We start from the raw sequence: 13,896 nt of genomic DNA on the forward strand, positions 1-13,896 counted from the left end.
AGTCTCCCACGGTCTGTACTGGTCAGAGTCAGAATCGAGTCTGTAGTCCCGCCCACCCCTTCAAGTCTAAACATACAAGCGAGCCTGCTCGCGAAGCTTTTAAAGGTTTTGCAGGGTTTCGAGGAGGATTCTGACCTTGGTAATCGACTCCTGATACTCCGCCTGCCAGTCCGAATCGGCCACGATCCCGCCGCCACCCCAGCAACACACCTGCCCATCCTTGACCAACAGACTGCGAATCGCGATGGAGCTGTCCATCTCGCCGCGTACGTCCAGGTACAGCAACGAACCGCAATACAAACCGCGCCGGGTCGGTTCCAGTTCGTCGATGATCTGCATCGCGCGAATCTTCGGCGCGCCGGTGATCGAGCCGCCGGGGAAACTGCCGGCAATCAGATCCAGCGCATCGCGATCCTCGGCCAGTTCACCGGTCACGCTGCTGACCAGGTGATGCACGTTGGGATAGCTTTCCAGGCTGAACAGCTCTGGCACTCGCACTGAACCAATCCGGCAGGTGCGGCCGAGGTCGTTGCGCAGCAGGTCGACGATCATCAGGTTTTCTGCGCGATCCTTGGGGCTGGCCAGCAGTTCGGCGGCGTTGGCGGCGTCTTCGGCAGGCGTCAGGCCGCGAGGGCGGGTGCCTTTGATCGGGCGGGTTTCCACCTGGCGCTGGCTGACTTTGACGAAGCGCTCCGGCGACAGGCTCAACACCGCATCGCCGTCGGGCAGGCTCTGAAACCCGGAAAACGGTGTCGGGCAGGCCTCGCGTAATGCGCAATAGGCCAGCCACGGGTCGCCCTGACACGGCGCACGGAAACGCTGGGCGAAGTTGACCTGATAGCAGTCGCCGGCCTGGATGTATTGATGAATGCGTTCCAGCGCCTGGCGATAGTCATCGGCCGACAGATCGGCGGTCATCGGCGTGTCGAGCTTGAACGGGGTCAGCGGCGCCGAGGTCGGTTGGCTGAATAGCGTGATCAGCCGTTGCCGCTCGCTGTCGGCCAGCGACGGGTGAAACACCAATTGACTGGTGGCGGTCTGGTGATCACTGATCAGCGCCCAGTCGTACAGACCGAACCGCGCGTCGGGCAATTGCGGATCGTCCTTGGCCTGGCTCGGCAGATTCTCGAGATGTCGGCCGAAGTCGTAGCTCAGATAGCCGATCAGGCCGCCAGCGAAGGGCAGGTCATATTCGCCAGGCAGCTGCGCTTCGCCCAGGCGGGTCAGGTTATTGCGCAGGCGTTGCAGGAAAACGCTGCCGCTTTCGTCGGGCAACACCGCCAGTTGTTCCAGCGGCCAGGCGCTGAGCAGGTCATAACGGCCACGGTCAGCACTCGGCCGACCGCTGTCGAGCAGCACGGCGCCGGGCGCATGGCGGATGGCCGCGAAGTAATCGGCGGGGTTGGCGCGGTAGGGCAGCGGGTGTACGGAACAGGTCAACATGGGCGGGGCAGATCAGCCATCGAGGCGGGGTGGGGATTGTAGTCCTCTGCGGGAATTGCTCCTAGAGGGGATGTCGGGGATGAGCAGATTGGGGGCAGGGTTGAGTCTTGTAGTGGCGGTAAGTCCGCTATCGCGAGCAGGCTCACTCCTACAATTTGGAATGCGTTCCCCTGTAGGAGTGAGCCTGCTCGCGATAGCCGCGCCTCAGTGCTGGATCAGCCCTCGACCGCCGGAATATGCCCAAACATCTCCTGAGTAAACGCCACCCGTTCTTCAACTGACTCCGTCACCCCACGCGCCTTCAGGTCTTCCAGATGCGCCTCGACCGCATGCGTACGCTGGGTCAGCCCGCAATCGTTGGCAATCTGGATATTCAGACCTGGCCGCGCATTCAGCTCGAGAATCAGCGGACCTTTTTCCTGATCCAGCACCATGTCCACACCGATGTAGCCCAGGCCACACAGCTCATAGCAACCAGCGGCGAGTTTCATGAACCCGTCCCAGTAGGGCAGTTGCACGCCGTCCACCGCGTTGGTGGTGTCGGGGTGTTTGTTGATGATGTTGTTCAGCCAGGTGCCGCGCAGGGTCAGGCCGGTGGCGAGGTCGACGCCGACGCCGATGGCGCCCTGGTGCAGGTTGGCCTTGCCGCCGGACTGACGGGTCGGCAGGCGCAGCATGGCCATCACCGGATAGCCCATCAGCACGATGATGCGGATGTCCGGCACGCCTTCGTAGCTGATGCTCTTGAAGATCTGGTCCGGGGTCACCCGGTATTCGATCAGTGCGCGGTCGCGGTGACCGCCCAGCGAATACAGGCCGGTGAGGATGCTTGAGATGTGGTGTTCGAGTTCTTCATGGGCAAGGATCTTGCCCGAGACCGTGCGATAGCGGCCCTCGAAGCGGTCGGCGATGACGATGATGCCGTCACCGCCAGCGCCCTGGGCCGGCTTGATCACAAAGTCGTTGCGCCCGCCGATGATCTCGTCGAGCTTGTCGATTTCCTTCTCCGTGGAGATCACGCCGTACAGTTCCGACACATGAATGCCGGCCTCGATCGCGCGCTCCTTAGTGATGATCTTGTCATCGACGATCGGGTACAGGCTGCGCTTGTTGTACTTGAGCACGTAGTCGGCGTTACGCCGATTGATGCCCATGATGCCCCGTGCCTCCAGGGCCTTCCAGGTCTTCCAGAAACCGAACATCAGGCGTCAGCCTTCTTCAGGAAAGCCTTGAAGCGCACCAGTTCGGTCAGGCGATAACCGCGATAGCGACCCATCGCCAGCATGAAGCCGACCAGAATCAGCAGGATCGCCGGGAAGGTGAACACGAAGTACACCAGCTCGGGCACGGTCATGATCAGGTGTGCCAGCGAGGCGGCGAACAGGGTGCCGATCGCCACTTTCATGGCATGGCTGGCGCCGCGTTCTTCCCAGGTGATCGACAGGCGTTCGATGGTCATGGTCAGAATCACCATCGGGAACAGCGCCACCGACAAACCGCGCTCCAGGCCGAGTTTATGGCTGAACAGACTGATGGCGGCAATCAGCACCACCACGAAGGTCAACACCACCGACAGGCGCGGCAGCATCTGCAGCTTCAAATGTTCCAGATACGAACGTAACGACAGGCCCAGCGCGGTGATCACGGTAAACAGCAGGATGCCGAAGCCCAGTTGCGTTTCGCGGAAGGCCAGGGCGATCAGCACCGGGGTAAAGGTGCCGAGGGTCTGCAGGCCGATCAGGTTGCGCAGGATCAGGATCACCAGCACGCCGATCGGGATCATCACCATGATCATGAACGTCTGCTGGGTCTGCAGCGGCAGGCCGTACAGCGAGTATTCGAGGAAGTTGGCGTCGGTGTTTTCGTCGGTCAGCTTGGCCAGACGAATCGCGTTCATCTCGCTGTTGTTCAGGCTGAAGGTCACGTTGGCTTTCTTCGCGCCCTCGATGGTGATCAGGTTTTCATCACCGGTCCACCACAGCAGGCGGTCGGTCGGCAGGCCTTGTTCGCCGGTTTCCGGGTTGAAGTACAGCCAGTCGTTGCCGTTGAAACTGCGCAGCCACAGTTCCGGGGTTTGCGGCTGATCGGCGACGAGGCGGATGGTGTGGACTTTTTCTACCGGCACGTGAGCGATCGACAGCAGCAGTTCGACGATCTTCGCCTTGTGCGGCGTCGACGGGTCGCCGGCCAGCAGCAGTTTGACGTTGTCATCGTTGGCGTTGTTGACGCGTTTGATGGCTTCGCCGATGAAGGTTTCGACGTCGGCCGAGTGCTGGCGGATCGGCGCGAGCAAGGCTTCGGCGGCGATTTTTTCCGGGCCTTCGATGGCGATGCTGTCGCGGAAGGTCGGGCCTTTGATCTTGGATTTTTCCGCGGTGTAGCGCTTGGTCAGCACCAGACGGTAATAAAGGGTCTGGTTGCCCTTGGCCCGGCGCGCCGACCAGGTGACCTTGCGGTTGCCGTCGACGCGGTTGACTGCCACGCCGTAGTTATTGGAGATAAAGCTTTCGTTGAGGCTGACGTAATCGCGGCTCAGGGGCGGCACGAACATCTGGACCTTCACCGGATCCTTGGTGCTGGCGACGAACTCGACTTTGGCGTCGATGTTCCACAGGTCGTCGGTGGCATCTTCGGTCACCGGGATGCCGAGCACGAAAATCTGATAGGCCGTAACCGAAACGCCCAGGAGCACCAGAATGGTGATCAGGATTTTCAGGTGGAAGGTTAGAGAACGCATGGAAATTACTCGGCGGTATGAGCGGCGATGGTGCAGGCAGGTTTGCCGGCAGCGTATTTAAGACTGGGGTCGACCAGCGCGTCGAAGCGTTTCAAGGCTTCGGAGCCGATCAAAAGCGGGTATTGGAACGCACTTCGGTCGGTCAGGTTCACTTCGATGCTGCGCAACGCCGTGCCCATGCAGATATCCAGCTCGATCACCGGGCGCGCGGTGTACTTTTTACCTTCTTCCGGGTCGTAGTCGCCGGCGCGGCGCTTGATCTTGCTGACCCGGGCCAGCGGCCGCTCGATCGGGTGCGAATGCGCCGCGTCGATCGCCAGGTAGAAACGCACCCAGGACTCGCCGTTGCGTTTGAAGCGTTTGATGTCGCGGGCACTCAGTGAGGCGGTCTTGGCGCCAGTGTCGAGTTTGGCCGCGACTTGCAGATTGATGCCGTCAAGCGATGCGTATTCGTTGAGGCCGTACACGGTTTTTTCCCCCGCCGCGGCGAGGCCGGGCAGGCAAAACAGCGCAAAAAATGTGGGGAAGGGCTTGAGTCTCATAAATCCTGGTGCGCAGCGTTCCGTTTTCGGTTCAGGTTCCTGGCAATACTGCGCAAGCTCCTTCGTGTGCCTATCAGCTTTTTATGACAAGCCGTACAAATGGCCAGCAAATGCGGGCGGCATTCTAGCACGGTGGTTTTATGGCGCCAGCGCTCGCGCCGGTCTATACCCCTTGGGTAATCCTGTGGGAGCGAGCCTGCTCGCGAAGGCGGTGCTTCATCCAGGCAGATGCTGGCTGACACTACGCTTTCGCGAGCAGGCTCGCTCCCACAGGGATTAAGTGATCAGCGGGAGATTGCCTAGGGCTATTAGACGATTGTCGACAATATCCATTTATCCTTTGACTGATGCCGGCTAATTGGCTAGTTTTTGCCGCATTGGATTTTAAGGTGTCGACAATCATGCTGGATCAACTCGATCCCCCGGTCATCAGCGGCGACGATTCCGAGACGCTCTCGGAAAACGTCTTCCGGCGCATCCAGGCGGCCATCGTCAAAGGCGAGATCGCCCCAGGCAGCAAGATCTCCGAACCCGAGCTGGCGCGCACCTACGGCATCAGTCGCGGGCCGCTGCGCGAGGCCATCCATCGGCTCGAAGGCCAGCGTCTGCTGGTGCGCGTACCGCATGTCGGCGCGCGGGTGGTGTCGCTCAGCCACGCCGAATTGCTCGAACTCTACGAAATCCGCGAATCCCTTGAAGGCATGGCCTGTCGGCTGGCGGCCGAACGCATGAGCGTCGAAGAAATCGACGAACTGCGCCGGGTGCTGGAAACCCACGAGCGCGACGCGGCGTTCCAGGCCGGGGTCGGCTATTACCAGCAGGAAGGCGATTTCGACTTTCACTACCGGATCATCCAGGGCAGCGGCAACCGCACGCTGACCCAGATGCTCTGCGGCGAGCTCTATCAACTGGTGCGCATGTACCGCATCCAGTTTTCCACCACGCCCAACCGCCCGCGTCAGGCCTTCGCCGAACACCACCGGATTCTCGATGCCATCGCCGACCGTGACGGCGAGCTCGCGGAATTGTTGATGCGCCGCCACATCGGCGCCTCGAAACGCAACATCGCCCGTCATTACCAGGACGGCGCCGACAGTAAGACAGCCACTGAACGAGGTGAGTCATGAGTTCCAAGCAGAACACTCCAGGCCAGCGTTTCCGCGATGCGGTCGCCAGCGAGCACCCATTGCAGGTGGTCGGCGCGATCAACGCCAACCACGCGCTGCTGGCCAAGCGCGCCGGTTTCAAAGCGATCTACCTGTCCGGTGGCGGGGTGGCCGCAGGCTCGCTCGGCGTGCCGGACCTGGGTATCACCGGCCTGGATGACGTGCTCACCGACGTGCGGCGCATCACCGACGTCTGCGACCTGCCGCTGCTGGTGGACGTCGACACCGGTTTCGGTTCGTCGGCGTTCAACGTGGCGCGCACCGTGAAGTCGATGATCAAGTTCGGCGCCGCGGCGATTCACATCGAAGACCAGGTCGGCGCCAAGCGTTGCGGCCACCGTCCGAACAAGGAAATCGTCAGCCAGCAGGAAATGGTCGACCGCATCAAAGCCGCCGTCGATGCCCGTACCGACGACAGCTTCGTGATCATGGCGCGTACTGACGCGCTGGCGGTGGAAGGTCTGGAGTCGGCACTGGATCGCGCCGCGGCGTGCATCGAGGCCGGCGCCGACATGATTTTCCCGGAAGCCATCACCGAGCTGGAGATGTACAAGCTGTTCGCCAACCGCGTGAAGGCGCCGATCCTCGCCAACATCACCGAGTTCGGCTCGACGCCGCTGTACACCACCGAGCAACTGGCCGGCGCCGACGTGTCGCTGGTGCTGTACCCGCTTTCGGCGTTCCGCGCGATGAACAAGGCAGCGGAAAACGTCTACACCGCGATCCGCCGCGACGGCACCCAGCAGAATGTCATCGACACCATGCAGACGCGCATGGAGCTTTACGATCGCATCGATTACCACACGTTCGAGCAGAAGCTTGATGCGTTGTTTGCACAAAAGAAAGGCTGAACAAGATCCCCTGTGGGAGCGAGCCTGCTCGCGAAAGCGGTGAGTCAGGCAATAAAAAAGTGACTGACACGACGCTTTCGCGAGCAAGCCCGCTCCCACACGTTTCCCCTACAAATTCAAGAAGATTGGAGACAGCAATGGCCGAAGCAAAAGTACTCAGTGGCGCCGGGCTCCGTGGCCAGGTTGCCGGGCAAACCGCACTGTCCACCGTGGGCCAGGCCGGTGCCGGGCTGACCTATCGCGGCTACGACGTGCGTGAACTGGCAGCAGACGCGCAGTTCGAAGAAGTGGCTTACCTGCTGCTGTACGGCGAACTGCCGACCCGCGCACAACTCGATGCCTACCAGCAAAAGCTGAGCAAGCTGCGCGACCTGCCGCAAGCACTGAAAGAAGTGCTCGAACGCATCCCCGCCGACGCCCATCCGATGGACGTGATGCGCACCGGTTGCTCGTTCCTCGGCAACCTGGAGCCGGAGAAAGACTTCTCCGAACAACGCGACAAGACCGACCGTCTGCTCGCCGCGTTCCCGGCGATCATGTGCTACTGGTATCGCTTCAGCCACGACGGCAAACGCATCAACTGCGTCAGCGACGAGCCGACTATCGGCGGCCACTTCCTGCACTTGTTGCACGACAAGAAGCCGAGCGAACTGCACGTCAAAGTGATGAACGTGTCGCTGATCCTTTACGCCGAGCACGAATTCAACGCCTCGACGTTTACCGCTCGCGTTTGCGCATCGACCCTGTCCGACCTGTATTCCTGCGTCACGGCGGCTATCGGTTCGCTGCGTGGCCCGCTGCATGGCGGCGCCAACGAGGCGGCAATGGAAATGATCGAGCGCTTCTCGTCGCCGGAAGAGGCGATCAAAGGCACCCTCGGCATGCTCGAGCGCAAGGACAAGATCATGGGCTTCGGCCACGCGATCTATAAGGACAGCGATCCGCGTAACGAGGTGATCAAGGGCTGGTCGAAAAAACTCGCCGACGAAGTCGGTGACAAGGTGCTGTTCCCGGTCTCCGAAGCCATCGACAAGACCATGTGGGAGCAGAAAAAACTGTTCCCCAACGCCGACTTCTACCATGCCTCGGCGTACCACTTCATGGGCATCCCGACCAAGCTGTTCACGCCGATCTTCGTCTGCTCGCGCCTGACCGGCTGGGCCGCGCACGTGTTCGAACAGCGCGCCAACAACCGCATCATCCGTCCAAGCGCCGAGTACGTCGGCGTCGAACAGCGCAAGTTCGTGCCAATCGAACGTCGCTGAATGGTGGGCTGACCCGGAACCAGAGAACACCGCTAGACCCTGTGGGAGCGAGCCTGCTCGCGAAGACGGACTGACATTCACCATGGATGTCGACTGATCTACCGCTTTCGCGAGCAGGCTCGCTCCCACAGTGGATGGCGTGTAACTCAGGTTTGTGTCAGCCACCCTTTGAAACTACCGTGACCCGAGTCCTGACCCGATGAACACAGAATTCCGCAAAAACCTGCCCGGCAGTTCCCTGGATTATTTCGACGTCCGCGCGGCGGTCGAAGCGATTCAGCCCGGCAGCTACGACACCTTGCCGTACACCTCCCGCGTGCTGGCGGAAAACCTCGTGCGTCGCTGCGACCCGGCCACGCTCACCGATTCGCTGAAACAACTGATCGAACGCAAACGCGACCTCGACTTCCCGTGGTTCCCGGCGCGTGTGGTGTGCCACGATATTCTCGGCCAGACCGCACTGGTCGACCTCGCCGGCCTGCGTGACGCGATCGCCCTGCAGGGTGGTGACCCGGCGCAGGTCAACCCGGTGGTGCCGACGCAACTGATCGTTGACCACTCGCTGGCGGTAGAAGCGGGCGGTTTCGACAAGCAGGCGTTCGAGAAGAACCGCGCCATCGAAGACCGGCGCAACGAAGACCGTTTCCACTTCATCAACTGGACCAAAAAGGCCTTCAAGAACGTCGACGTGATCCCGCCGGGCAACGGCATCATGCACCAGATCAACCTGGAGAAAATGTCCCCGGTGATTCAGGTGCGCGACGGCGTGGCGTTCCCCGACACCTGCGTCGGCACCGACAGCCACACCCCGCACGTCGATGCGCTGGGCGTGATCGCCATCGGCGTCGGTGGCCTCGAAGCCGAGAGCGTGATGCTCGGCCGCGCCTCGTGGATGCGCCTGCCGGAGAGCGTCGGCGTCGAACTGACCGGCAAGCTGCAACCCGGCATCACCGCCACCGACATGGTGCTGGCGCTGACCGAATACCTGCGCAAACAGAAAGTCGTCGGCGCCTGGCTGGAGTTCTTCGGCGAAGGCGCGTCCGCGCTGACCCTCGGCGACCGCGCGACCATCTCCAACATGGCCCCGGAATACGGTGCCACCGCAGCGATGTTTTACATCGACCAGCAGACCATCGACTACCTGAAACTCACTGGCCGCGAAGACCAGCAAGTGCAGCTCGTCGAGCAGTACGCCAGGCTCAACGGCCTGTGGGCAGACAGCCTGAAAGGCGCGCAATACGAGCGTGGCCTGACCTTCGATCTGTCGTCGGTGGTGCGCAACATGGCCGGCCCGAGCAATCCGCACGCCCGTGTGGCGGTAGCGGATCTGGCGGCCAAAGGCATCTCCGGGCAGTGGGATGACGTGCCGGGGCAAATGCCCGACGGCGCGGTGATCATCGCTGCCATCACCAGCTGCACCAACACCAGCAACCCGCGCAACGTGATCGCCGCCGGTCTGCTGGCGCGCAACGCCAACAAGCTCGGCCTGACCCGCAAGCCGTGGGTCAAATCCTCGCTGGCACCGGGGTCGAAAACCGTGGCGCTGTATCTCGATGAGGCGGGGCTGACCACGGAGCTGGAGCAACTCGGTTTCGGCGTCGTCGCGTTTGCCTGCACCACTTGCAACGGCATGTCCGGCGCACTCGATCCGGTGATTCAACAAGAGATCATTGACCGCGATCTGTATGCGACGGCCGTGCTCTCCGGCAACCGCAACTTCGACGGCCGCATTCACCCGTACGCCAAACAGGCGTTCCTCGCGTCGCCGCCGCTGGTGGTCGCGTACGCCATCGCCGGAACCATCCGTTTCGACATCGAGAAAGATGTGCTGGGCGTGGTCGACGGCAAGGAAATCCGCCTGAAAGACATCTGGCCGAGCGACGAAGAAATCGACGCCGTGGTGAAGTCGTCGGTCAAGCCGGAGCAGTTCCGTCAGGTCTACATTCCGATGTTCGCCGTCCACGAAGACACCGGCCCGAAAGTCACGCCCCTGTACGACTGGCGCGAGATGAGTACCTACATCCGCCGTCCGCCGTATTGGGAAGGCGCGCTGGCCGGCGCGCGGCCGCTGAAGGGCATGCGCCCGCTGGCAGTGCTGCCGGACAACATCACCACCGATCACCTGTCGCCCTCCAACGCGATCATGCTCGACAGCGCCGCCGGCGAATACCTGGCGAAAATGGGCCTGCCGGAAGAGGACTTCAACTCGTACGCCACGCACCGTGGCGACCACTTGACCGCGCAGCGTGCAACCTTCGCCAACCCGAAACTGTTCAACGAAATGGTTCAGGAAAACGGCAAGGTCAAACAGGGCTCGCTGGCGCGGGTCGAGCCGGAAGGCCAGGTGATGCGCATGTGGGAAGCCATCGAAACCTACATGGAGCGCAAGCAGCCGCTGATCATCATCGCCGGTGCCGACTACGGTCAGGGTTCGTCCCGCGACTGGGCGGCGAAGGGCGTGCGACTGGCAGGCGTGGAAGCGATCGTCGCCGAAGGTTTCGAGCGCATTCACCGCACCAACCTGGTGGGCATGGGCGTGTTGCCGCTGGAGTTCAAACCGGGCACCGACCGCCACACCTTGGCCATCGACGGCAGCGAAACCTACGACGTGATCGGCGCCCGCACCCCGCGCGCCGACCTGACGCTGGTGATCCATCGCAAGTCCGGCGAACGTGTTGAGGTGCCGGTGACCTGCCGTCTGGATACCGCTGAAGAAGTGTCGATCTACGAGGCCGGCGGCGTGTTGCAGCGCTTCGCCCAGGACTTCCTCGAAGAGTCGGCGGTTGCCGTTTAAATCACGTAGTGCGAGCGCGGGTCGGTTGACCCGCGTTTGCGGATAAGGAGCACCATGGCTCACGCAGCTCATTTCGCACCGCAGATCAAAATCCCCGCCACCTACATGCGCGGCGGCACCAGCAAAGGCGTGTTCTTCAGCCTCGAGGATCTGCCCGAAGCCGCGCAGGTTCCCGGCCCCGCCCGCGATGCCTTGCTGCTGCGGGTGATCGGCAGCCCCGACCCGTACGACAAGCAGATCGACGGCATGGGTGGTGCTACGTCGAGCACCAGCAAAACCGTGATCCTGTCGAAAAGCATCAAGGCTGATCACGACGTCGATTACCTGTTCGGTCAGGTCTCCATCGACAAGCCGTTCGTGGACTGGAGCGGCAACTGTGGCAACCTCTCGGCAGCGGTCGGTTCGTTCGCCATCAGCAACGGTCTGGTGGAGGCCAGCCGCATTCCGCACAACGGTGTGGCGGTGGTGCGCGTGTGGCAGGCCAACATCGGCAAGACCATCATCGCCCACGTGCCGATCACCAACGGCGAAGTGCAGGAAACCGGTGATTTCGAGCTCGACGGCGTGACCTTTCCGGCCGCCGAAGTGCAGGTCGAATTCATGGACCCGGCGGCGGAAGAAGAGGGCGGCGGCGGTTCGATGTTCCCCACCGGTAACCTGATCGACGAGCTGGAAGTGCCGGGTGTCGGCACGTTCCAGGCGACCATGATCAACGCCGGGATCCCGACGATTTTCGTCAACGCCGCAGACATCGGCTACACCGGCACCGAACTGCAAAGCGCGATCAACAGCGACCCGCAAGCCTTGCAGATGTTCGAAACCATCCGCGCCTACGGTGCGTTGCGCATGGGCCTGATTTCCAGTCTGGATGAAGCGGCCAAGCGACAGCACACGCCGAAAGTCGCGTTTGTCGCCAAGCCTGCGGATTACGTGGCGTCCAGCGGCAAGGCGATTGCCGCCGCTGATGTGGATTTGCTGGTGCGTGCGTTGTCGATGGGCAAGTTGCACCACGCGATGATGGGTACGGCGGCGGTGGCAATCGGCACGGCGGCGGCGATTTCCGGGACTTTGGTGAATCTCGCTGCGGGCGGTGTCGAACGCAACGCGGTGCGCTTCGGCCATCCGTCCGGGACGCTGCGCGTAGGCGCCGAGGCCAGTCTGGAAAACGGTGAGTGGGTAGTGAAAAAGGCCATCATGAGCCGCAGTGCCCGCGTCCTCATGGAAGGTTTCGTCCGTATCCCTGGCGACTCTTTCTGATCCAGTATCGATGCCCTCACCCCAGCCCTCTCCCGGAGGGAGAGGGAGCAGACCGAGTTGTAATTGGATGTCCTGCGACCTTAAGCATCTTGGCGATTAAGGATTCACGGAAGAGCTTTCAGGTCGACGTAAGTGTTGAATATCACCCGGTCGGTTCCCTCTCCCTCCGGGAGAGGGTTAGGGTGAGGGAAACAATCCACTGACGAAACATCACAAAGCAGACACCACGATCTGCTCTAAACAATAAACCAACCAGCCCCTGAGGAAGACCATCCCACTCATCATTCCCCACCAGGAGAACCGCAATGAGCGCCAACGTCGACCAGAACAACCGTCCCGACTACGACCGTGTCCTGCAGGACATCGCCGATTACGTCCTCACCTTCAACGTCGAATCTGCCGAAGCCCTCGACACCGCCCGCAACTGCCTGATGGATACCCTCGGCTGTGGCCTGCTGGCGTTGCGTTTTCCCGAATGCACCAAGCACCTTGGCCCCATCGTCGAGGGCACCGTGGTGCCGTTCGGGGCGCGGGTGCCGGGCACTTCCTATCGCCTCGACCCGGTGAAAGCCGCGTGGGACATCGGCTGCATCGTGCGTTGGCTCGACTACAACGACACCTGGCTCGCCGCCGAGTGGGGGCATCCGTCGGACAACCTCGGCGGAATTCTCGCGGTGGCCGATCACCTGTCGCAAAAACGCGTTGCCAATGGTGAGAAGCCGCTGACGATTCGCGATGTACTTGAAGCGATGATCATGGCCCACGAGATCCAAGGCGTTATCGCTCTGGAAAACTCGTTCAACCGCGTCGGCCTCGACCACGTTCTACTGGTGAAAGTCGCTTCTACCGCCGTCACCGCCAAACTGATGGGGGCCAATCGCGAACAACTGCTGTCGGCGTTGTCCCATGCCTTCGCCGATGGTCAGGCGCTGCGCACCTATCGCCATGCGCCGAACGCCGGCTCGCGTAAATCCTGGGCGGCGGGGGATGCCACCAGTCGCGGTGTGCGTCTGGCCGACATCGCCCTGCGTGGCGAGATGGGCATTCCCGGAGTGTTGACGGCCAGGCAGTGGGGCTTCTACGACGTATCGTTCAGCCATACCAATAACGATCTGGCGCTCAAGCCAGAAGGCAAACGTGCATTCAGTTTCTCGCGGCCCTACGGCAGTTACGTCATGGAAAACGTGCTGTTCAAGATCAGCTTCCCCGCCGAATTCCATGCGCAAACGGCCTGCGAAGCAGCGGTGACCTTGCATCCGTTGGTGCGCAACCGCTTGCATGAAATCGACCGCATCGTCATCACCACCCATGAGTCGGCGATTCGCATCATTTCCAAGGTCGGACCGCTGGCCAATGCGGCGGATCGCGACCACTGCATTCAGTACATGACCGCCGTGCCGCTGGCGTTCGGCAATCTGCTGGCCGAGCAATACGAGGACGATTTCCACGCTGCGCATCCGATCATCGATGTGTTGCGCGAGAAGATGGTCATCGTCGAAGACCCGCGTTTCACCCGCGAATACCTGGAGGCCGACAAGCGTTCGATTGCCAACGCGGTGCAGGTGTTTTTCAAGGACGGATCGAGCACCGAGAACGTGGTGGTCGAATACCCGATCGGCCACCGTCGCCGCCGCGCCGATGGCATTCCGTTGCTGGAGGACAAGTTTAAGGCCAATCTGCTGACACGATTCACCGGGCAGCGCAGCGGCGAGATCTTCGCGTTGTGCAAGGATCAGGCGCAGCTGGAGGCCACCCCCGTGAATCGTTTTATCGACCTGTTTGTCATCTGACAAAGCGAGCATTGAAGACCCATTGCGGGCGTGAGCCTGCTCACGCTAGCG

10 protein-coding genes are annotated in these 13,896 nt (G+C 61.7%); 6 read left to right on the top strand and 4 right to left on the bottom strand.

The window, feature by feature from the left end; all coding sequences use genetic code 11:
* Positions 1-99: 99 nt before the first annotated feature.
* The 4 genes from pabB to HDC30_RS08255 all read right to left on the bottom strand — a co-directional run bounded on the left by pabB (position 100) and on the right by HDC30_RS08255 (position 4,722).
* Positions 100-1,443 (bottom strand): aminodeoxychorismate synthase component I, encoded by a 1,344-nt coding sequence (gene pabB / locus HDC30_RS08240; RefSeq protein WP_183782158.1) that lies wholly within the window; start codon positions 1,441-1,443, stop codon positions 100-102.
* A 215-nt stretch (positions 1,444-1,658) separates the two neighbouring features.
* Complete coding sequence (locus HDC30_RS08245) at positions 1,659-2,645, bottom strand: alpha-L-glutamate ligase-like protein (RefSeq protein WP_183782161.1); 987 nt, start codon at positions 2,643-2,645, stop codon at positions 1,659-1,661.
* Complete coding sequence (locus HDC30_RS08250; protein ID WP_007960894.1) at positions 2,645-4,180, bottom strand: inactive transglutaminase family protein; 1,536 nt, start codon at positions 4,178-4,180, stop codon at positions 2,645-2,647. The genes HDC30_RS08245 and HDC30_RS08250 overlap by 1 nt, the downstream gene beginning before the upstream one ends.
* 5 nt (positions 4,181-4,185) lie before the next feature.
* A complete protein-coding gene (locus tag HDC30_RS08255) occupies positions 4,186-4,722 on the bottom strand; it encodes an ATP-dependent zinc protease (protein ID WP_025110318.1) in 537 nt (178 codons plus the stop codon).
* A 404-nt stretch (positions 4,723-5,126) separates the two neighbouring features.
* Between HDC30_RS08255 and HDC30_RS08260 the strand changes: the two genes are divergently transcribed.
* The 6 genes from HDC30_RS08260 (at position 5,127) to prpD (ending at position 13,845) form a co-directional block, all read left to right on the top strand.
* On the top strand, positions 5,127-5,849 hold the full coding sequence (locus tag HDC30_RS08260) for a GntR family transcriptional regulator (protein ID WP_183782891.1): 723 nt from the start codon (positions 5,127-5,129) through the stop codon (positions 5,847-5,849).
* Positions 5,846-6,739 carry a methylisocitrate lyase gene (gene prpB, locus HDC30_RS08265; RefSeq protein WP_007960897.1) on the top strand — a complete coding sequence of 298 codons (894 nt, stop codon included), beginning with the start codon at positions 5,846-5,848 and terminating at the stop codon, positions 6,737-6,739. Before HDC30_RS08260 ends, prpB begins: the two co-directional genes overlap by 4 nt.
* A 137-nt stretch (positions 6,740-6,876) precedes the next feature.
* Positions 6,877-8,004 carry a 2-methylcitrate synthase gene (gene prpC, locus HDC30_RS08270; RefSeq protein WP_183782164.1) on the top strand — a complete coding sequence of 376 codons (1,128 nt, stop codon included), beginning with the start codon at positions 6,877-6,879 and terminating at the stop codon, positions 8,002-8,004.
* Positions 8,005-8,203: 199 nt separating this feature from the next.
* Entirely contained in the window at positions 8,204-10,798 is a 2,595-nt protein-coding gene (gene acnD, locus HDC30_RS08275; protein WP_183782168.1) for a Fe/S-dependent 2-methylisocitrate dehydratase AcnD, read from the top strand.
* Positions 10,799-10,852: 54 nt separating this feature from the next.
* Entirely contained in the window at positions 10,853-12,055 is a 1,203-nt protein-coding gene (gene prpF, locus HDC30_RS08280) for a 2-methylaconitate cis-trans isomerase PrpF (RefSeq protein ID WP_183782171.1), read from the top strand.
* Between the two features lie 305 nt (positions 12,056-12,360).
* Complete coding sequence (gene prpD, locus HDC30_RS08285) at positions 12,361-13,845, top strand: 2-methylcitrate dehydratase (protein WP_183782174.1); 1,485 nt, start codon at positions 12,361-12,363, stop codon at positions 13,843-13,845.
* Positions 13,846-13,896: the final 51 nt, after the last annotated feature.

This window comes from Pseudomonas sp. JAI115 (assembly GCF_014200835.1).
Taxonomy (GTDB): domain Bacteria; phylum Pseudomonadota; class Gammaproteobacteria; order Pseudomonadales; family Pseudomonadaceae; genus Aquipseudomonas; species Aquipseudomonas putida_A.

Excerpts from the sequence above, each read along its gene's own strand:
- HDC30_RS08245 (WP_183782161.1), bottom strand. The coding sequence starts at position 2,645 with ATGTTCGGTTTCTGGAAGACCTGGAAGGCCCTGGAGGCACGGGGCATC.
- pabB (WP_183782158.1), bottom strand. The coding sequence starts at position 1,443 with ATGTTGACCTGTTCCGTACACCCGCTGCCCTACCGCGCCAACCCCGCC.
- prpB (WP_007960897.1), top strand. The coding sequence starts at position 5,846 with ATGAGTTCCAAGCAGAACACTCCAGGCCAGCGTTTCCGCGATGCGGTC.
- prpC (WP_183782164.1), top strand. The coding sequence starts at position 6,877 with ATGGCCGAAGCAAAAGTACTCAGTGGCGCCGGGCTCCGTGGCCAGGTT.
- HDC30_RS08250 (WP_007960894.1), bottom strand. The coding sequence starts at position 4,180 with ATGCGTTCTCTAACCTTCCACCTGAAAATCCTGATCACCATTCTGGTG.
- HDC30_RS08255 (WP_025110318.1), bottom strand. The coding sequence starts at position 4,722 with ATGAGACTCAAGCCCTTCCCCACATTTTTTGCGCTGTTTTGCCTGCCC.
- prpF (WP_183782171.1), top strand. The coding sequence starts at position 10,853 with ATGGCTCACGCAGCTCATTTCGCACCGCAGATCAAAATCCCCGCCACC.
- prpD (WP_183782174.1), top strand. The coding sequence starts at position 12,361 with ATGAGCGCCAACGTCGACCAGAACAACCGTCCCGACTACGACCGTGTC.
- acnD (WP_183782168.1), top strand. The coding sequence starts at position 8,204 with ATGAACACAGAATTCCGCAAAAACCTGCCCGGCAGTTCCCTGGATTAT.